13 protein-coding genes and 1 tRNA gene are annotated in these 21,472 nt (G+C 40.6%); 5 read left to right on the forward strand and 9 right to left on the reverse strand.

Annotation, left to right across the window (positions count from 1 at the left end; genetic code table 11):
• Window positions 1–1,894: 1,894 nt before the first annotated feature.
• Window positions 1,895–3,052: a tetratricopeptide repeat protein gene (locus tag JIV24_RS10140; RefSeq protein ID WP_200464920.1), complete on the reverse strand. Its 1,158-nt coding sequence runs from the start codon at window positions 3,050–3,052 to the stop codon at window positions 1,895–1,897.
• Between the two features lie 48 nt (window positions 3,053–3,100).
• Entirely contained in the window at window positions 3,101–5,629 is a 2,529-nt protein-coding gene (gyrA, locus tag JIV24_RS10145) for a DNA gyrase subunit A (RefSeq protein ID WP_200464921.1), read from the reverse strand.
• A gap of 154 nt (window positions 5,630–5,783) precedes the next feature.
• Between gyrA and JIV24_RS10150 the strand changes: the two genes are divergently transcribed.
• Both JIV24_RS10150 and JIV24_RS10155 read left to right on the forward strand, forming a co-directional pair.
• Window positions 5,784–5,927: a hypothetical protein gene (locus tag JIV24_RS10150; RefSeq protein ID WP_200464922.1), complete on the forward strand. Its 144-nt coding sequence runs from the start codon at window positions 5,784–5,786 to the stop codon at window positions 5,925–5,927.
• Between the two features lie 349 nt (window positions 5,928–6,276).
• Window positions 6,277–8,790 carry an ATP-dependent Clp protease ATP-binding subunit gene (locus JIV24_RS10155; RefSeq protein WP_200464923.1) on the forward strand — a complete coding sequence of 838 codons (2,514 nt, stop codon included), beginning with the start codon at window positions 6,277–6,279 and terminating at the stop codon, window positions 8,788–8,790.
• 1,127 nt (window positions 8,791–9,917) lie between these two features.
• Here JIV24_RS10155 and JIV24_RS10160 read toward each other — a convergent pair.
• The 6 genes from JIV24_RS10160 to mtnA all read right to left on the reverse strand — a co-directional run bounded on the left by JIV24_RS10160 (window position 9,918) and on the right by mtnA (window position 18,041).
• Entirely contained in the window at window positions 9,918–10,796 is an 879-nt protein-coding gene (locus tag JIV24_RS10160) for a tetratricopeptide repeat protein (RefSeq protein ID WP_200464924.1), read from the reverse strand.
• Window positions 10,797–10,934: 138 nt separating this feature from the next.
• Window positions 10,935–11,573: a tetratricopeptide repeat protein gene (locus JIV24_RS10165; protein WP_200464925.1), complete on the reverse strand. Its 639-nt coding sequence runs from the start codon at window positions 11,571–11,573 to the stop codon at window positions 10,935–10,937.
• Window positions 11,574–11,688: 115 nt separating this feature from the next.
• Window positions 11,689–12,990: a threonine synthase gene (gene thrC / locus JIV24_RS10170; RefSeq protein ID WP_200464926.1), complete on the reverse strand. Its 1,302-nt coding sequence runs from the start codon at window positions 12,988–12,990 to the stop codon at window positions 11,689–11,691.
• A gap of 3 nt (window positions 12,991–12,993) precedes the next feature.
• The gene (locus JIV24_RS10175; RefSeq protein ID WP_234445781.1) at window positions 12,994–14,214 is read right to left on the reverse strand and encodes a cofactor-independent phosphoglycerate mutase; all 1,221 of its coding nucleotides are present in this window, start codon (window positions 14,212–14,214) and stop codon (window positions 12,994–12,996) included.
• A gap of 11 nt (window positions 14,215–14,225) precedes the next feature.
• Window positions 14,226–16,646 carry a bifunctional aspartate kinase/homoserine dehydrogenase I gene (thrA, locus tag JIV24_RS10180; RefSeq protein ID WP_200464927.1) on the reverse strand — a complete coding sequence of 807 codons (2,421 nt, stop codon included), beginning with the start codon at window positions 16,644–16,646 and terminating at the stop codon, window positions 14,226–14,228.
• 363 nt (window positions 16,647–17,009) lie between these two features.
• Window positions 17,010–18,041 carry an S-methyl-5-thioribose-1-phosphate isomerase gene (gene mtnA / locus JIV24_RS10185; RefSeq protein WP_200464928.1) on the reverse strand — a complete coding sequence of 344 codons (1,032 nt, stop codon included), beginning with the start codon at window positions 18,039–18,041 and terminating at the stop codon, window positions 17,010–17,012.
• A 176-nt stretch (window positions 18,042–18,217) separates the two neighbouring features.
• Between mtnA and JIV24_RS10190 the strand changes: the two genes are divergently transcribed.
• A complete protein-coding gene (locus JIV24_RS10190) occupies window positions 18,218–19,321 on the forward strand; it encodes a substrate-binding domain-containing protein (protein WP_234445782.1) in 1,104 nt (367 codons plus the stop codon).
• A 47-nt stretch (window positions 19,322–19,368) separates the two neighbouring features.
• On the opposite strand, the gene JIV24_RS10195 is transcribed toward JIV24_RS10190, so the two are convergent.
• On the reverse strand, window positions 19,369–19,668 hold the full coding sequence (locus JIV24_RS10195) for a hypothetical protein (protein ID WP_200464929.1): 300 nt from the start codon (window positions 19,666–19,668) through the stop codon (window positions 19,369–19,371).
• 223 nt (window positions 19,669–19,891) lie between these two features.
• Between JIV24_RS10195 and JIV24_RS10200 the strand changes: the two genes are divergently transcribed.
• Complete coding sequence (locus tag JIV24_RS10200) at window positions 19,892–21,043, forward strand: hypothetical protein (protein ID WP_200464930.1); 1,152 nt, start codon at window positions 19,892–19,894, stop codon at window positions 21,041–21,043.
• 94 nt (window positions 21,044–21,137) lie between these two features.
• Window positions 21,138–21,213: transfer RNA gene (locus JIV24_RS10205), tRNA-Lys, on the forward strand.
• Window positions 21,214–21,472: the final 259 nt, after the last annotated feature.

Raw genomic sequence — 21,472 nt, forward strand, 5'->3', positions numbered from 1 at the left:
CTGCTGAAACGATTAAGAATACTCAATTCTCAATCGTTCCGATAATGTCAAAAACTAAGGAAAAAACATCAAGGCTTCACCTGCTTCTCTCATAAAACTACAGTTATTTGACTGAAATCGTTTAAACTCGCTTCGCTCAAACAGAAAACGATTTTTAGCGTCAAACAACCTTGTTTCATGGTTCACCAGCTGAGGCCCTTTCCCTACAGGACGTGTAGCGAATTAAACAAAAACATTTAGGACGCCATTAGCTTAATTTAAAATATAGGGCAGGGGCGTGGTTATTTATTCAACCATAGATTGATAAAGTGAATTTGATTAATATTGTTATCAGCTAATGCCGCTTACTATTTCTTCTCTCACTTCTTTTTCTTGCGTCTTTGTGAGAAACATTTTTCTGTCCACAGATTACGCAGATTAAGAAGGAACAGTATTCGCAGTTTGCTTACAATTTTATGGATGTATTGCTGTGCAATTGTTTTTCTCATGGCTCAAATCTCACCTCTCATTTCTTGCGTGATTCCCCCTCAGGCCTTTGGCCAGCTCCCCAGGTGGAGCATTGATTTACAGCTTCAAACTCTTCTCTCACTTCTTTTTCTTGCGTCTTTACGAGAAATGTTTTTTCTGTCCACAGATGACTCAGATTAAGAAGGATTAGTATTCGCAGCTTGCATACAATTTTATGGATGTATTGCTGTGCAATTGTTCTTTCTCATGGCTCAAATCTTACCTCTCATTTCTTGCGTGATTCCCCCTCAGGCCTTTGGCCAGCTCCCCAGGTGGAGCATTGATTTACAGCTTCAAACTCTTCTCTCACTTCTTTTTTCTTGCGTCTTTGTGAGAAACATTTTTCTGTCCACAGATTACGCAGATTAAGAAGGAACAGTATTCGCAGTTTGCTTACAATTTTATGGATGAATTGCTGTGCAATTGTTCTTTCTCATGGCTCAAATCTCACCTCTCATTTCTTGCGTCTTTGCGAGAAACATTTTTCTGTCACAGATGACTCAGATTAAGAAGGATTAGTATTCGCAGTTTGCATACAATTTTATGGATGTATTGCTGTGCAATTGTTCTTTCTCATGGCTCAAATCTCACCTCTCATTTCTTGCGTGATTCCCCCTCAGGCCTTAGGCCAGCTCCCCAGGTGGAGCATTGATTTACAGCTTCAAACACAGGTAGGTTATTAACATAATTGTTGCGAGGAGTCAAAATCATTTTTTTTTAACGTACCATATAATCAACTGTTATTTAAGTGAAGCAATGCCGAAATTAGTCATAAACTTCGTTGATAATGAACGCTGGTTAACAAAGGTGACTATAGCAACTTCACAATCAAATGTGATGTGTAAAAAGTCAGTCATGTAAAAAGATTTATCAAAAGTAGATGTCTTGAAGTATGTTGTGACAAAACTGAATGGTGATAATTTGAACCATGATTGGATAATCATAAGGCAAACTTGGGCCTTAAGATTTGGTTATTCTGATATATCTATCAGATTAATTAAAAGAGACGATTCTCAGGCGCTTAAAAAAATGAGGCAATTATTGTTCTTGAAGTGAATATATCGTTAGCGTCATCAATCATTGCATTGAGCATCGCATTTTAAACTTGGCATTCAGCCAATATAACCAGATTCAGTACAGCGAACACACAGGGATGTTATGGTTATTTCAGCTGCAGAATACGCTATCTAACAATAATGCAGTAATATATCTGATATATATAAATATACCAGCATCGCACAAAAAACCTTAATATACTAAATAACAACATATTAAAGCTCAATTATTTTAAATTATATCCTTGTCTTATATTTGATATTATGTTATTTTTATAGATCTAAAAATAGCCGGCATCATACCGGCTATCCCTTATACTTTTATGCAAGGATTATAAAGCTTCTAATTTAGCTTTCACCTCGTTGTATTTATCCATTCTTTCAAAACGGTAATACAAACCTTTAAGCGTTTCTAATACAGCAGCTTCTTTAGGTTGCACTTCATGGGCCTTTTCCATAAATGGTAAAGACGTTTCCCAGAACTCATTAGCCACTTCCATGGCAGCGTTAAACTCCTTAGTCGTAGTTTTATCGTTAGCCACATTTTGCTGCTCAACACCTTTGTTATAATAAATGACACCAATATTGTACAAAGCATTAAAGAAAGCATCATCAATCTCTAAACACTTATTGTAGTTGTCAATGGCCTTATCTTTATCAATGCTTTCATAAAGCACACCACGAGCATAGTAAAATGACGGATTCTCAGGATCCTTTTCAATAGCCGTATTCAAATACTCTAAAGCAGCATCATTCTGCTGAGCATCTAAATAATACTGTATCAAGGTCGTTAAGATACGCTCATCTTCAGGATACTTCTGGAAACCACGCTGCAGATTTTCAGGGATTTTTAAGCTATCACCCGATGCATCGTAAACCTGGTCTAATAATAAAACGGCATCGCCTCCACCATAGTTCAAGTCAATGGCCTGGTTGAAGAAATTCTCTGCTTTACCCCAGTTTTTAGCATTGTAAGCTGCTAAAGCACAGTTGTAAACGATAGCAGTGTCAATACCAGGTGTATCTTCCTGGAACATTGGTAATGCATTGAAATACAATACATTTTCGAAAGCATAAAGAGCCTGGTTGAAATCTTCCGTGTTAAAACCTTCAATACCCGAATTGGTTAAGTCAGGCTTGAAAAAAGTTAACTGTAACTTGATATCCTTCTGGTATTTACCGATGCTTTTACCTTTGGCGTCACCTTTTTCGTCAAGCTCAATGGCTTTCTTATAGAAATCCACAGCTTTTTTGATGCCTTCAGCATCCTGACCGCCTTTAGCCAACTCGGTGTATACTTTTGCCGCAACAATGTATGTTTTTGGCCAGTTTATTGATTTTTCATGCTCAAGAGCCAGGTCAATTGATTTCTTGGCATCCTCCATATTGTTTGTTTCCAAATAATTAGTGGCAGCCGAAACCTTGCCTTTCTGAGCATAAACTGCTGAGATACTGAAAATTAGAATTGCAAATAGCGCTAATCTTTTCATTTCAAAAAGTTTTAGATTGATTTTGTGAGGCAAATATAGTATTTATCCTCATTCATTAGTTTGTTCCGTTGTGTTTTCAGTTATTGTATCATCGTTATCATCTTTGGCAAACTCTTCGTTTTCAAGAGTCGCTTCCGATGCTACCTTAGCTACCGATGCTATTTCATCCTGCTTTTTAGACAAGTTGATTAAACGAACCCCCTGAGTCGCTCGTCCCATCACACGCATCTCGCTAACCGATAAACGAATAGCAATACCTGAACGATTGATAATCATCAAATCATTATCATCGGTCACGTTCTTAATGGTAATCAGTTCACCTGTTTTATCGCTGATGTTCATGGTTTTCACCCCTTTACCACCACGATTAGTCACACGGTAATCTTCTGTTTTAGAACGTTTTCCATATCCTTTTTCCGATACCACCAAGATATCTTCTGCTTCTGTATTTTTAACACAAACCATGCCAACTACCTCGTCGGCCTCATTTGCCAGCGTGATACCACGCACTCCGGCACCTGTACGACCGATGCAACGAGCCTGTGTTTCATTAAAGCGAATCGCTCGTCCTGATCGCGTTGCCATCAGTATTTCAGACTGACCATTGGTTAATCGCGCCTGTAAGAGCTCATCATTTTCTTTAATAGTAATGGCATTCACACCATTCACACGTGGACGAGAGTAATCTTTTAATAAGGATTTCTTAACGACACCTTTTTTCGTACCCATCATGATGTAGTGCGAATTGATGTAATCCTCATCATTCAGCTTCTTGACCTTGATAAATGCTTTCACTGTATCATCCGATTCGATGTTCAGCAGGTTCTGTATGGCTCTACCCTTCGAATTCTTCGTTCCTTCAGGAATCTCATACACTTTTAACCAGAAGCAACGTCCTTTTTTAGTGAAGAACAACATGGTATTGTGCATTGATGCCGGATAGATGTGCTCAATAAAATCTTCATCACGTGTGGTTGATCCTTTGGAACCAACACCACCTCTGTTCTGTGTCTTAAACTCAGCCAGCGGTGTACGCTTCATATATCCCAAATGCGAGATGGTAATAATCATCTCTTCATCAGCATAGAAATCTTCCGGGTTAAATTCTTCAGAGCTGTAAACAATATCGGTACGACGATCATCGCCATACTTGCCTTTTACTTCTTCCAACTCTTCTTTGATGATGCCCATACGTAGCTCCACATTCGCCAGAATATCTTTTAAATGTGCAATCTCTTTCATGAGCTCATCGTACTCGGCACGTAACTTATCCTGTTCCAGTCCGGTTAACTGACGCAGGCGCATCTCAACGATAGCACGAGCCTGTAAATCACTTAGTTCGAAGCGCTTAATTAAGTTCTCACGTGCCTCATCCGGCGTTTGAGCAGCACGTATAATCTTGATAACTTCATCAATATTATCACTGGCAATAATTAATCCCTCCAGAATGTGTGCACGCTTTTCGGCCTGATCCAATTCATATTGAGTACGGCGTGTTACCACGTCATGACGGTGCTCAACGAAGCACTTAATCATCCCTTTCAGGTTCAATAATTGTGGACGCCCTTTTACCAAGGCAATATTATTAACACCAAACGATGTTTGCAGTGCAGTATACTTATATAAATGGTTTAGCACCACATTGGCAATGGCATCCCTTTTTAAATCAATAACGATACGCATACCCTGGCGGTCTGATTCGTCATTGACATTGGAGATACCATCAATCTTTTTGTCATTAACCAGGTCGGCAATCTTCATGATCAGCTCTGCCTTATTGACCATATATGGAATCTCAGAGATCACAATCTTCTCACGACCATTGCTTTCGGTTTCGATATCAGACTTGGCACGTGTAATGATTCGTCCTTTACCTGTGTTAAAAGCATCCTTAACACCCTGGTAGCCATAGATGGTACCTCCTGTTGGGAAATCAGGTGCCTTAACGATTGATATTAAATCATCAATCTCAATGTCATTATTATCAATATAAGCAATCGTGGCATCAATCGTGTCGCGTAAATTATGAGGCGGCATATTCGTAGCCATACCCACAGCAATACCCGATGCACCATTCACCAATAAGTTAGGTATGCGGGTTGGTAGTACAGTTGGTTCCTTGATTGAATCATCAAAGTTCAACTGAAAATCAACCGTATTTTTTTCTATATCGACCAACATTTCTTCGGCCAGCTTATTCAGGCGGGCCTCGGTATAACGCATGGCAGCCGGGCTGTCACCATCAACCGATCCGAAGTTTCCTTGTCCATCAACCAAAGGATAACGTAATGACCAATCCTGCGCCATACGCACCATCGCGAAATAAACAGATGAGTCACCGTGAGGGTGAAACTTACCAAGCACCTCTCCTACGATTCTGGCCGATTTCTTATATGGCTTGTTAGCTGCTAATCCCAGCTCACTCATACCATATAAAACACGGCGGTGTACCGGCTTCATTCCATCACGAACATCAGGTAAGGCACGCGAAACAATCACCGACATCGAATAATCGATGTAGGCTGACTTCATCTCTTCCTCAATGTTGATTTTAATTATTTTTTCTCCTTCAGTCATTTATGAGTTTGTTTTATATATTCCTAAACAATAATGTTCTAATTATTTTAATTGGGCTATCCGCCCAAACCGGACTTCATTTTTTGTCATGACACAAAAAAACGAAGCAAAAAAAGTCCAGGCTGCACCCTTCTCACTCAAAAAACCAGGACTCATGACTCAAATTGTTTTAAACTCATCCTTTCTCGTATCTCAAAAGGATTTAAACAGCTTACAATTTTTAATCGTCATTTCATACCTGTTTTTTGGCTCACAGGCTGAGGCCATTCCTCAACAAGTCATACTGAGCCTTGATTAAAAATGTTTAGAACGCTATTAATTCCTAAACACTAAAAAATGGCTTTTAGCAGCCATTTTTTGAACGCACTAATTTAAGTATTTTACACAACATGAAAAAACGATCGTTAACACATTTTTTCAACAGTTGTAAAGGCTAAGATACTCAGGAATGTTATCAACATTTTTTGATTATTGACGCAAGAATAATTAATTTCATCCAATGACAAAAAACTGCTTATTTGGCAGATGAACGAGCAAAAAGCATGAATACCCAAAGAATTGCATGGTTATTGTTCATAATTAATCACAGGCTGGCTAAACAAGAAGGCTGGCCGCTTGTTGTGTAATATAAGATTCTAACTATAAATATGGATTTAAACTTTTCGCCACGTATTAAAGACGTGATATCATACAGTAAGGAAGAAGCCGAAAGACTAGGCAACCGCTATATTTCGCCCGAGCACCTGATGCTTGGCATTTTACGCGAAGGTGAAGGCGCCGCCATTGAGATACTTCAGCGATTAGATGCAGATGTTTACCGCCTGAAAGGAGCTTTGGAAGACCATTTAAAAGAAAATGAAGCCATTCAGAGCGATAACCTGCCTTTATTACAATCGACCGAGCGCATTCTTAAGCTCGTACATCTGGAGGCCAAAGCCTTAAAGAGTGACCGCATTAATACAGGCCATTTACTAATCGCGCTCTTAAAAGAAAAGAGCAGCATAATATGGGAAATTATGGCAGAAGAAGATATTCACTACCGAAAGGTAAAAGACATGCTTAACGAAGAAGCACCATTGGCGAAAGCCGACTATCCGGAGGATGATGATCAGGATAGTCCATTTTCCGGATCTGGCGGTGGTTCGGGCGAAGGCAGCAAAGGGGCTGCTAAATCAGGTTCGGATACACCGGTACTTGATAACTTTGGGATTGACATTACCAAAGCAGCAGAAGAAAATCGCCTCGACCCCATCGTTGGACGTGAGAAAGAAATTGAGCGTCTGGCACAAATCTTAAGTCGTCGTAAAAAGAACAATCCGATATTAATTGGAGAACCTGGTGTGGGTAAAAGTGCCATCGCTGAAGGTCTGGCGCTGCGCATCATCGATAAAAAGGTGTCGCGTGTATTGTTTGACAAGCGCGTCGTCACCCTCGATTTGGCTTCCATTGTGGCAGGCACCAAGTATCGCGGACAGTTTGAAGAACGCATGAAAGCCATCCTGAATGAGCTGGGTCGTAATCCGAATATCATTTTGTTTATTGACGAGATACACACCATCGTAGGTGCAGGTGGCGCCACCGGTTCGCTGGATGCTGCCAACATGCTAAAACCTGCTCTGGCCCGTGGTGAGATACAATGTATTGGTGCCACAACACTGGACGAATACCGCCAGCATATTGAGAAAGATGGTGCCTTAGAGCGTCGCTTTCAGAAAGTTATGGTGGAGCCTACTTCCACCGAAGAAACCGTGGAGATTTTAAATAACATTCGGGAGAAATATGAAGATCACCACAATGTAAACTATACACCCGAGGCCGTTGAGGCCTGTGTGAAGCTGACCGAGCGTTATATCTCTGATCGTCATTTGCCCGATAAGGCCATTGATGCCCTGGATGAAGCCGGATCGCGTGTACACATCTCTAATATCGTGGTACCTGAGACCATCCTTAAGATAGAGAATGAGATAGACGAGATAAAAGAAAATAAAATAAAGGCCGTTAAAGCCCAGAATTTTGAGCTGGCAGCCAGTTTTCGCGACAAGGAAAAAGGTCTGTTGGAAGAGTTGGAATCGGCTAAAAGGAAATGGGAAGAGGATTTGCTGCAACATCGCGAGAGTGTAGATGCTGAAAAAGTGGCAGAAGTAGTGGCCATGATGACAGGTATTCCAGTACAGCGTGTTGCACAAGCTGAAGGCTTCCGTTTGCTGAAGATGGGCAAGGAATTGAATGGTTCGGTGATTGGACAGAATACCGCCATTGAAAAGATTGTGAAGGCGATTCAGCGTAACCGTGCCGGACTAAAAGATCCGAATCGTCCCATTGGCTCCTTTGTGTTCTTAGGACCAACTGGTGTTGGAAAAACACACCTGGCGAAGGTGCTGGCCAAATACCTGTTTGATACCACAGATGCCTTAATACGCATTGACATGAGTGAGTACATGGAGAAATTCTCTGTGTCGCGATTGGTTGGAGCACCTCCGGGATATGTTGGGTACGAAGAGGGTGGTCAGTTAACCGAAAAGGTACGTCGTCGCCCTTATGCAGTGGTACTTTTAGATGAAATTGAAAAAGCCCACCCTGATGTCTTTAACTTGCTGCTTCAGGTGCTTGATGAGGGGCGTTTGACCGATAGTCTGGGGCGTAAAGTGGACTTTAAGAATACCATTATCATCATGACCTCCAATATTGGTACACGTGAATTGAAAGACTTTGGCCGCGGTGTTGGATTTACACCAAAGAGCAGTGTTTCGGATCAGGACCATGCCAAGGGGGTAATTGAAAAAGCACTTAAGAAAGCTTTTGCGCCAGAATTTATCAATCGTATTGATGATGTGATAATCTTCAATAATCTGGATAAGGACAATATTCATCAAATTATTGATATCGAATTAAAAGGTTTATATCATCGTGTTGAAAGCTTAGGCTATAAATTAGAACTGACAGATGAAGCCAAGGACTTTATAGCCAGTAAAGGGTACGATGTGCAGTATGGTGCCCGTCCTTTGAAACGAGCCATTCAGAAATACCTTGAAGATGAAATGGCCGAAGTGATCATTCAGGCTTCCGTTTCGGAGGGTGATGTGATTAAGGTCGGCTTCGATAAGAAAGAAGAAAAGATAACCACAGAGATTGTGGAACTTTCGAAGGAGAAAGAAGAGTGATAGTTTAATAGGTCATTAGATTAATTGGCCCATAGAACAATAGGTCATTAGATTAATAGGCCCTTAGTGAACAAAAATAAGATAAAAAGGCTGTGCAAATTGTACAGCCTTTTTTGGCTCCGTATGGATTTTAGTGGGTTGGGTATTTGATAATGTGACATCCTTGTTCCGTATGGCCTCCGATAAAAGACTATGGATTTATAAGTGGGTACTTAATGAGACCGAGAAGCTTCGAGCTTGACTCGAAGATCACTCGGCCGATTTTAGTAACTACAACTAAATCAATGGTTATTTATCGGTAGCCTTGACTTTTTTGTTTCGTTTTTGCGTCAAGGCATCGGGATGTTTAAGAATTAAGTATCCTTAAACATTTCAGCAGAAAAGCCAGTCCGGCTAGAGGACAACGATCGTAACTATCAAGGCTAAGTTCACCCACTAAGAATCATATAGCACCCCTTCTTTTTAATGTATACCAACTATTGCAGCAAAGTTTCTTTACATACCCATACCTAAGCCCTGATAGGGCAACATGTAGAAGCGCAGGTCAAAGGCCAGCGGAAAAATCCATGCATCACTATCAGGGCTGAAGGCACGGCACAATACAAATAGCATAAAACACTTGTGTTATGTATGCATCGACCATTCAGTCCTAAGTTATTGGAATTCAACAATGTCCTAATTATTTTATGATATTGGGCTATTCGCCCAAACCCAACTTACTGCTGAAACGATTAAGAATACTCAATTCTCAATCGTTCCGATAATGTCAAAAACTAAGGAAAAAACATCAAGGCTTCACCTGCTTCTCTCATAAAACTACGGTTATTTGACTGAAATCGTTTAAACTCGCTTCGCTCAAACAGAAAACGATTTTTAGCATCAAACAACCTAGTTTAATGGCTCACCAGCTGAGGCCCTTTAGCAACAGGACGTGTAGCCAATTAAACAAAATCATTTAGGATGCTACTGATTTGAATTATAAGAAAATCTATGGAGGAATTGGCTCAATCGGATAGAATTTCAATCTGGTGTTCACCTGTACCAGCTATTCAACAAACAAAGGATGGCATCTTTATTAACAAGCTGTCAATAAAGATGCCATCCTTAAATCCTTTATTCAAAATCCTTTACTTCAACAGGCTACTCATTTCAGCCGCCTTCTCCTCCATCTTCAAACGACGGTATGATACATTCAAACAACTGATGATGGCCTTATCCTTAGGTGAAAAAGCATGTGCTTTTTCTAAATATGGTAAAGCTTTGGTATATCCTTTTGCAATCTGCTCCAGCTTCTTGGTCGAATTGTGATAATCAACACGCGTTGGGTTTTTCATGCCCTCATAGCGCTTCGTCTCTTTCGTATACAAATAGTCGGTTTGCTTAAAATAAATCACGCCCAGCTTTTTAATACTGTTCTTGTGGTTGGACTTTATGGCGACTACTTTTTCCAATTCAACGGTAGCCTCTTTGTATTTTTTTAAGCGTTCATACGATGAGCCCAGTAGATAGTGGTAAGTGTAATTGTTGGGTTCCTGCTCAATGGCCGCACTTAAAGACTCCACCGCTTTATCGTACTGACCGGAGTTAAAATACAGATATCCCAATTTCTTCGTAAACTCAGCACTGTTGGCTGCATATTTCTCCTTGCCGGCTAATAACTCTTTTTCAGCCAAATCAAATTTCTTTAGGCCTGCATAAGCATCACCATAGCTTAAATACAAATCAGCTTCGTCGTAGTTATTGGCTCTGGCCTTATCCAATACGGGCAGAGCTTTGGCATATTGCTTGGCCTTGGCGTAATTTTGTCCCGCTTTAAAATACGAGAATGCATCCGCTTTTCCTTCTGATTCATAAATCTGCGCTGCTTTGTCATATAATTCGGCTGCCGCCAGGTATTGCATCCGGCTCTCTTGTATGATGGCATCACTCTTCAGAACATCAGCACTTTGGGCCTTCATTGCCATCAGACTCATCATAAGCAGACCTATTGCGAATAGTTGTTTCATTGTATACTTGTTTTTAAGGATTGAGCAGCAAAAATAATAACTGCATTTAATAATAAGACACACCAATTAAGAAAAAGGGTTACAAAAAAAGCGACAGTTACAATAACCATCGCTTTTATATACTTTTAAAAATATTATTTAGCTCTTAAGGAAGTTTTCAATTCCGGTTAAGATAGCTTGTGCATTTTTGTTAGCAGCATCATATTCTAATGCTTTTTTAGCTATGTTAGTTGCTTCATCTAACACAATTTTTGCTTTTGCTTTGATAGCATCCCACTGATCGCGGTTACCATCAACACGTGAGTTTAAGATTTCCTGACCCTCAGTATACAAAGCGTTACTTTCTTTCACATAGTAACCAGCCAACATTTTTTTCATGTGACCAACATACTTGCTTGTTCCAAACTCTTCAACACCAGCTAAAAGCACTTTTTCCATCTCTTCGTTCTTACCCATGCTCTTCAATGATGAAGCAATGTAGTAAGTCGATACATCAGCTTTGTAACCTAAGCTCTTAGAGTCCTGATAATATTTCTGAGCTTTTTCGTAGTTTTTGATTTTACGTGCACTGGTAGCAGTATTGTAAACCATTGCTGCGTCCATCTCTTCTTCACCCCAGGCCGCAATTGACTTTTCAAATAACTCCAATGCGCCTTTGTAATTCTTTGCTCTTAAAGCTTCGTTCCCCTGATTTTTCAATTCTACCGCACTTTCTTCCTGAGCCACAGCTCCTAAAGACATCAATAACACAAGGGCTAAAGTTGCTAAATACTTCATAGTAATACTCTTTTAATCTTATTATAATTGATACAATTCACTTCAACGGTCGTAAAAATAGTTTTTTTTTAAAAACATCTTAAAATTTAACTTTATTTTTTAAAAAATAACTCAATTAAAGTGCCTTGCTCAATACCACTTGTTTTAACTCTTCGTACACGTTTGACGAATTTTTCACACATTTTTCTCCGTTGAGAAAAGCTTTTAAACGTTCTGGCTGTTCCACTTTTTGTGAGATGATTTCCTCCACCGTTTCGGGGAACTTAGCCGGGTGAGCAGTAGCAAGAAATATGCCATACTCCTCTTTGCTCAAAGCCGTCTTTAGTGCGTGATAAGCAACAGCACCGTGAGGATCAAGGATATAAGCGTAAGAATGAAAGACCGTATTAATAGTAGAAAAAATAAGCTCATTGCTCACCGAACAGCCGGAGATGACTGTTTGCAAGCTTGTTAAATCATGCTTAAATAACTCCTGAATACGTACAAAATTACTCGGATCACCCACATCCATGGCATTGGCCGGAGTCGCAATGCTTGGCGCCGGCTGGTAATGTCCCGATGCCAGGTATTTGGGTACAATATCATTGATATTGGTAGCAGCAATAAAACGCTTAATCGGCAAGCCCATCTTTTGGGCGATTAATCCGGCAGTTAAATTACCGAAATTACCACTGGGCACACATACGCTTATATTCTGCTTACCTTGCTTAATGGCTTGTCCGTATGCATAGAAATAATAGACCATCTGAGGTAAGAAGCGAGCCAGATTAATGGAATTGGCCGAAGTCAGGGTGATTTTATCTTTCAGGTGCTCATCCATAAAAGCCGTCTTCACCAATCGCTGGCAATCGTCAAAGGTACCATCTACTTCAATGGCCGTAATATTTTGTCCCAGTGTGGTAAACTGTTTTTCCTGCACGTCTGATACCAATCCTTTCGGATAAAGCACAAACACATTCACACCATCAACACCCAGAAAACCATTGGCCACGGCACTACCCGTATCACCCGAGGTGGCCACCAGCACATTAATATCCTGCCCATAACCCACGGTGAATCGGGCCATTACTCTGGCCAAAAAGCGTGCGCCAAAATCCTTAAAAGCCAAGGTAGGACCATGAAACAACTCCAGCGATGCAATGTTTTCAGAAACCGGCACCACAGGTGCGTCAAAGTTAAAGGCATCGGCCGTAAGAAGCTTAAAATCCGCTTCTGGAATTTCGGGGCAGAAATAAGGTTTTAAGCATTCAAAACCAATTTCGCCCAGTGTTAAATCAGGCAGTTTTTCAAAAAAGGAAGGTGGTAAAACCGGTATCTCCTCCGGCATAAACAAGCCCTTATCAGCTGCTAAACCATTGATAACCGCCTCTTTTAATCCACTTTTTAATTGTTTATTGTTAGTGCTATAATATAACATGAACTATTTTTTACCGGATAATAATACTTTCATAAACTCAGTCTGGTTAAGTACCCCCCAGGCCCCCTCTTTCACGGAGGCTTCATCATAGACCTTCACCTTGTCGGCTTCACTATTAGGGTGAAGAATCATAAAGGGCACATTATCACGCGTGTGCGTACGAATTTCACATGGCGTTGGATGATCAGGTAAAAAGGCCACCGTCAAATCATCTTGATGTTCATTCATGTAAGCCAATATTGGCCTCACCACTTTTGAGTCAATGTCTTCCAGGGTGCGTATTTTTAGTTCAACATCCCCTTCGTGCCCGGCTTCATCCGGTGCTTCAATGTGCAGAAACACATAATCATGACCTTCATCCAAAGCTTTTAAAGCCGCATCGGCCTTGCCACTGTAATTGGTATCATACAAGCCTGTTGCTCCTTCAACAAAGATAGATTTCAGTCCACCGAACTTACCCAGTCCGTGAATAAGGTCCACTGCTGAAATCACCACGCCTTTTTCTAAGCCATACATTTCTTTGATACTTGGCATTTGAGGTTTAAAGCCAGGCGACCAGGGCCAAATCATATTGGCCACCGCTTTACCTTCCGTTTTACGGCGTATATTAACCGGGTGGTTGCTCAGCAACTCATTGGATTCGAACATCAATTGACGTAATATCTTAACCGTATCGTTGCTTTCCATTGGTTTTGGTAAAACCGTTTCGACATACTCGCCCGGTACATCATGCGGTGGCGTACATAACACCCCTTTTTGTCCGCCTTTAATAACCATTACATGGCGATAACTAACCCCCGTATAAAACTGAACCCGTTCACTGCCCAGGTACTCGTTCAATGTGGCGATTAACTCATCGGCTTCTTCGGTAGAGATATGCCCGGCTGAGTGATTGAGCAGTTTGGCCTGCTCCACCGTTACCAGGTTGCATCTAAATACTAAGTCCTCAGGCTCAATGTCAATGCCCAAAGCCGCTGCTTCCAGTACGCCTCGTCCCTGATAGTATTTTTTGGCATCGTAACCCATGATGGTCATGTTAGCTACTTCACTACCCGGATGCAAAGAATCAGGCACCGTTTTTAATAAACCACAGCGCGACATTTCGCACAATTGATTGATGTGAGGTGTGTTGGCAGCCATCATCGGTGTTTTGCCACCAAGGCGTTCAATGGGCTGATCAGCAAAGCCATCAGCCAGAATAACCAGATATTTCATTGGACTCATACTCTATAGGATTAAAGGTTAACAACTTTGATAATATCGGCAAATACACCGGCAGCTGTTACATCAGCACCAGCACCATAGCCTTTTATTTCCATCGGGTGATCGTAATAATAATCAGAGCGAAGAATCACTTTATTATTACTATCGGCCAGATTGTAAAACGGATGACTGGCATCTACTTCAATAAAGCCCACTTTCGCCCGTCCTTCTTTCAATGATGCCGCATAACGAATCACCTTGCCATTTTTCTCAGCCTCGCTTCGGATTTGTTCAAACTGTGCATCGTAGCCTTTTAAGTGTTCGATAAAATCACTAACCGATTCATCTGTAAAAAAGTCTTTCGGCACAAAGGGCGTAATTTCAACATGCTGCTCTTCCAGTGCATAGTCACTCTCACGTGCCAGAATCAATAATTTACGCAACACATCGGTACCTCCCAAATCAATACGGGGATCCGGCTCGCTATAGCCTTTCTCTTTGGCCTCAATGACCACCTCCGACAAGGGTTTATCGGCACTCACATTGTTAACGATATAATTTAAAGTACCTGATAAGACAGCTTCGAGTTGTAAGATACGGTCACCACTCTTCACCATGCTATTGATGGTATTGATAATCGGCAGCCCTGCTCCTACATTGGTTTCGAAAAGGTATTTGACGCCTTTTTTTCGTGCTGTTGTTTTTAGTTTATCGTAGCGCTCATAAGCCGATGAACCAGCTATCTTATTAGCCGTTACCACCGATATATTATTTTCGAGCAAGCGCTGATACTTCTCAGCCACCAAGCCACTGGCCGTACAGTCGACAAAGACACTATTGGAATGGTTATTGGCAATAATCTGCTCCACAAACTGATCGATGGTAGCCGGACTGGATGCTTTGAGTACATCAATGGCCGACTCCAGCTCCAGGCCTCTGTCGTTAAAAATCATCTGACTTGAGTTAGCCAATCCGGCCAGTCGGATACTTAAGTGCTCCGTCTTCATTAGCCGTTCAGACTGACGCTCGATCTTCTCCAGTAAATTTTTGCCCACCGTACCTACACCAACCTGGTATAAGTGAATGGCCTGGTACTGACTTAAGAAAAACGCTTCGTGTACCACGTTTAAGGTTTTTCGCAGGTCATTTTCATGAATGACAAAGGAGATATTCAACTCAGAAGCCCCCTGTGCAATGGCATAAATATTAATACCATTACGTCCGACATCGTTAAATAACTTGCCAGACACACCCGAAGTATGCTTCATGCCTTCACCCACAATGGCCACCACAGCCATTTCTTTCTCCACGCTTACGCCGTTAATCTGTTGGCGGCTAATTTCCTTATCAAACTCCTTTATCAGAGCCAGGCGTGCCAACTCCACATCAGCAGACGCCAACACAACACTGATACTACTTTCGCTGGAAGCCTGGGATATCAATACGATATTAATATCTTGCTTAGCCAGTGCGGTAAACATACGCATTGAGATACCCGAAATGCCAATCATGCCATTACCTTGCAAGGTCAATAACGACACATCTCGAATCGATGACAGGCCTTTAACACTCTGTTGTTCATCTTTCTGGTTATCAATTAAAGTACCAGGTGCAGCTGTGTTAAAGGTGTTTTTTACACGAATAGGAATTTGCTTTTGTAAAGCTGGAATGATGGTTGGCGGATAAATGACTTTGGCACCAAAATGAGAGAGTTCCATCGCCTCAGCATAACTCAGATGCTCGATGCAATAGGCCCGTTTAATGACACGCGGGTCGGCCGACATAAAACCATCCACATCGGTCCATATTTCCAGCGCATCGGCATCCAGACCAGCGGCCAACAGAGCAGCCGAATAATCAGAACCACCACGTCCTAAAGTCGTATTATCGCCTGCATCATTAGACGCAATAAAACCCGGAAATACAGTGCGTTCTTTAAGTGAGAATTTTAGTTCACCAATGGCCTGCATGGTTTCATTAAGCTTCACCTGATGCCCTTGTCCGTTTAATTCTGTTTTTATAAACAAGCGACTATCATACAAATCGCCCGACTCCAACAAGTGACTTAAGATGAGTGAAGACCAACGCTCGCCACAACCAACAATTGTATCATAACTTCTGGTACTTAATTCATTGGTCAGGCTAACACCTTTTAAGACCTGATGCAACTCTTTCCAAATATCAGACATGGATGCAGACAATTTCGCTTGCCCTTTGCCATCAAAAAGGTCATTGATAATTTGCCCATGCAAAGTTTCAATTTCTGTAATTAATTTGGAGTAATCCAGATTAGCCTTGGCCAATTCCGAAGCCTTAACCAGCTTATCGGTAACACCGCCTACTGCTGAAACCACCGCTACAACCGGCGTGTGACAGCTTTCTACAATGTGTTTAACTTTTTTAATAGCAATGGCACTACCCATTGAAGTTCCACCAAACTTTAAAACCTTCATATGCTTATTCTTTCAAATTCAAGCAACTATAATATAAAGTACCCTTGACTCAATATAGCTTGCATGAATGGATTTGACGACTTTATGAATAAAATACGACACATTCAGCACTTTAACTAAACATGGCATTTAAAATAAAAAACAATACGATTTGACCTGATGATATGAAAAGACTATACCCCCCAAGGGGTGATAGTAGAAGTAATGGTAATATTTGCAGAATTGTAAATCATCATATAATTGGTCACGAATGAGTGAATCCATTGCAAAAATAGGGATATATAATTTAAATCAAAATTACAATCCCTATTTTTTTGATAGTTTGTCATATAAAGTCATGCTCATACATGACTTTTCGCACGACTAGCGATAATTTTTTAATTCAGATGGCTTAATAATGCCTCTATCTGTAATAAAAGCAGTGATATATTTGGCAGGTGTCACATCAAAAGCCGGATTTAAACCCTTTGAGCCTGGCGAAGCCATACGGATGGTGCATAAGTTGTTCTTTTCATCTAAGCCCTCGTGGCACAATAACTCCTCATCGCCACGTTCTTCAATGATAATATCATCACCACAGGAAGTATCAAAATCAAAGGTGCTAAACGGAGCTGCCACATAAAAGGGGATATCAAACTCCCTGGCTAATATGGCCTTTTCCAGCGTGCCAATTTTATTGGCGACATCGCCATTGGCAGTGATACGATCAGCTCCGGTGATCACCATGTCCACTTGCTTTTTAGACATGTAAAAACCAGCTGCATTATCTGCTATCACACGATGTTCAACCTCATTGTGAAATAATTCAAATGCCGTTAATCGGGCCCCCTGACCACGTGGTCTGGTTTCATCAACATAAACAAAAGGATTTTTGCCCGCTTTATGGGCCGCGTAAATTGGCGATAAGGCTGAGCCATAATCCACAAAAGCCAGCCAACCAGCATTACAATGCGTTAGTATTTTATTATCCTTTTGAATCAGTTGATTACCATGCTCACCTATTAATCGGCAAAACTCAGCATCCTCATCGGCTATGTTTTGAGCCATTTCGATGGCATCACCAACACCTTTTTGGCCGGCCTCAAAAACCTTTTGAGTGGCATAAAACAAATTCACAGCCGTTGGCCGAGTGGCTTCAATAAATGCTTTGGCTGCTTTAAGCTCGTCGGTGTTACTGCATGAAACAAAAGCCTGGGCCATGGCAAAACCCGCTGTAGCACCAATAGCCCCCGCTCCACGAACCGTCATGTTGCGAATGGCTTCTGCTGTTTCTTTATAATTTTTAAGTTCTACAATTTCAAATTCAAATGGTAGTTTTATCTGATCAATCATTGAAACCACATGCTTAGCAGTATCATACCAAACAGTACGGTAATGGGTATTATTAATCTTCATCTTAATTTATTCTATGCTTAAAAAACTTCGTATTAATTAATAGCCTGCCGGATTCATTCATCCAGGAAAATTCCAAATGTTTTTATCAGACCAATGATAATTGAACAACAGTCTTTACTTTGGAATTCATTTTTTGTAAATTAAATACAAATTTATCCACCTCAAAAATATCCGGTATGAAAAGAGTCGTCAAAATGCAAACGAATAACATTAATACCGTGCCTGCCACAATCAATAAGCAAGATATGGCCCTTCAAATTAGCGGAACCGCAAAATCCTTCATTAGACGTAGTGCGCAAGTTCTATCAATATTGTGCTTTGTTGCCATAGCTGTATTGGCTTCGTGTGATATGAAGCCCCGCATTGGTTTTTTAATGGATAGTCTGGAAATAGAGCGTTGGAATAAGGACAAGGCCCTTTTTGAAGAGAAAGTGAAAGAGCTGGGTGGTGTTGCGGTCATTGCTGTTGCCGACTCCGATCCGGATAAACAATTGGAACAAGCCCGGCAAATGATCGATGAGGGCGTAGATGTACTGGTTGTAGTGCCGGTTGATCTTGAAAAAGCAGGTGAAATTGTCAAGCTTGCCCATCAAAGCTTTGTGCCGGTTATTTCGTATGACCGCCTGATTAAAAATTGCAACCTGGATTATTATGTGTCGACCGATAACATTAATATTGGTGAACTACAGGCCAATTACCTTACAAAAATTTCCCCACAAGGTAATTATGTGCTAATAAGTGGTCCGACCAGCGATTACAATGCCTACTTACTTCATTTGGGGTGGATGAACGTATTACAACCTCTGATTGATAAAGGCGATATTAATGTGGTTCTGGATGAATTCAGTGAGTTTTGGTTACCCGATGAAGCCTACCGTATACTTAGCCAGTATTTGAAAGATAAGAACGAAGTGGATGCCATTATTTGCGGTAACGATGCCTTAGCTTCCGGAGCCATTGCCGCGCTTAAAGAACACAAAAAAGATGGGCGAGTATTACTTGCTGGTCAGGATGCCGATATTCAAGCAGTTAGGAATATTGTCGCCGGCTATCAGACCATTACCATTTATAAACCCATTGAATCATTGGCTTTTGCGGCAGCCAACGCCGCCATTAAGATTTCTGATGGTGAAGCCCCTTCAAACATGCACATTACCGTCAATAATGGCAAACGCCTGGTACCGGCGATATTACTTCAAGCAAGCATTGTTAATAGTCAGAATATTAAAATGACTGTCATTCAAGAAGGATATATAGGTGAGCAAGATATTTTTAATTAAAGTCTGGTACTTGACATTTGAGCCATTTGCATTCGCAGATGGCTTTTTTAATGTATCCATTGAACCAGTGCTTCCTGCATCGATAAGAAACCACGGAGACCCGATACGAATTGATATGCCTGTTGTTTGATAGACAACAGTTGATTACTCACACTATCCTGTATTTTGGAGTGCATTGGTGCTTTAACCTTCTCTCCCTGTTTTTTTAACCAATTCATAAGCGTTTCCACTTTTCGCTTCTTACCTTTTTTAGGCTTGTCATCAGAAGTAAAGTGATAAGCAGGATCAAAAAACAGTTGCATAAACCATTCGGCTAATTGTTCGATAAATTGAGAGTAGGTTTCCATAGTCACTTAAATTTATGCTTAAGAAATGAGTAAATTACGAATGATTGAAATTCTAATTACTCAATCACCAATACAAATATCTACTATGTATCAATACATTAAAAACTTATTAAGCTAATTCAGTCAACTTAACAATGACTTAAACCTTAAGTATTTGCTTAATTTTTACTTAATTATTTGCTTAATTTTTAATACTTTTGCTTAATACATACCTGATTAACACATGCCACATCCCACGCCTAAGCCACAGCAAGTACACCCTGCCATCTATATGATGCAGCAGTGGCAAGCATTTATGGATGGTGTTGATCGGATTATAACCTTTTATATTGCAGAAAACACACAGGCGTTTGAAGGTATTGAGTGGCAACGATTTTCGAATAATACATCCATGCCTTTTCAAATAACACAAGATGTAAGCAAGCAATTGCAACACATATCAAGTGAAAAAATTAGCCATCAGTGGTTAAGGGCAGAACTATTGCCTTTTATCAATCGCGATAACTTAAGTATTAACCAGCTTAATTTATTCTCTGAATCAGAGTATCTGATTTTGCTTATTCGTATACAGACAGCGCAGACGCCCATATTATCGTATTTATTTTTTAGAAATGACTGCAGTAATTTTGGATTGAGTGATAGCAATACACAATTAGAACCCAGCCATAAAGCCATCATTGGAAAAATGGCCAGTCAGTTTGCAAGCATCACCATAAATGAGTTTTTTGCCGCTAATCAGGCCAATGAGCAATTCCGAAAGCAGACCATCTCTATTCTGAAATCCAGACATATAGAGGCTAATTCCTTAAAAGAGCAACAAACAAACTGGAAAATATCCTGGCTGAATACATACTTAGCAGAAATAAGCCAAAGAGACGCTATTAATTATGTTATATCAGAAGCTGCACAGAACAAGCTACTACATTCAGATGTCAGCTTTGAGCAGGCCAAAAGTTCAATTGACATGTGTATACATTACATATGTAACTTACTAGCAGTAATCCCGGGTGACGAAGTACTCATTGAAGAATCCTACCTGATTATTGATGAACCCAAAGTGAAGGTGCCAATAATCGACCATAACAATCAATTGATTAATCGTAGTAGCAAAACCATGCTCTTACTCGACAGATTAGAAAATGCAGCCATACGAGTGAAGCAGCAAGGGCAAAGCATTACCAGTGCCGATGTAGGCTCCAATATGGATAAACCCATTACCGCACCAGCCATAAGCGATGCCTTACGCAAAAATCGCGTACGTATTCTTCAGTTATTTGAGCAATACCCACAGCGCTGGAGCCTTATTCGACAATCGTTTAAGCCAATTATGAATATAAGCGCCAGAAAAAACACTACGCTAAGGTCCAGTGGCTAAATCAATTCTTGATTATTTGAGATTATATGACGTTTTTTATTTGTACAGAAAGTAGATATACTCTATATTTGCAAGCGCAAAAGCAAAAAAGGATGACTCAGTAGCTCAGCTGGTAGAGCAACGCCCTTTTAAGGCGTGGGTCCAGGGTTCGAATCCCTGCTGAGTCACCAATCGAAAGCTCCGTTAAACGGGGCTTTTTTTATACCCGTTTTTTAAACTAATAAGGCCTAATAATACATTGCTCTTGATGTTTATGCTCTATTCGTGTAACAATTTCGGTGCCTAATAAGGCCTAACCAAGTATAAGTTACAAGAATAATAGGTATAGGTGTAATGCGCAATACGTGATGCCTTAGGCCTACAGTTAATAATCATCTGCAATGTTACATATGTAATAATACTCCCGGTTTACACATGTGACAGCTTGGG

The organism is Carboxylicivirga marina (assembly GCF_016612505.1).
In the GTDB taxonomy this organism is placed as follows: Bacteria; Bacteroidota; Bacteroidia; order Bacteroidales; family Marinilabiliaceae; genus Carboxylicivirga; species Carboxylicivirga marina.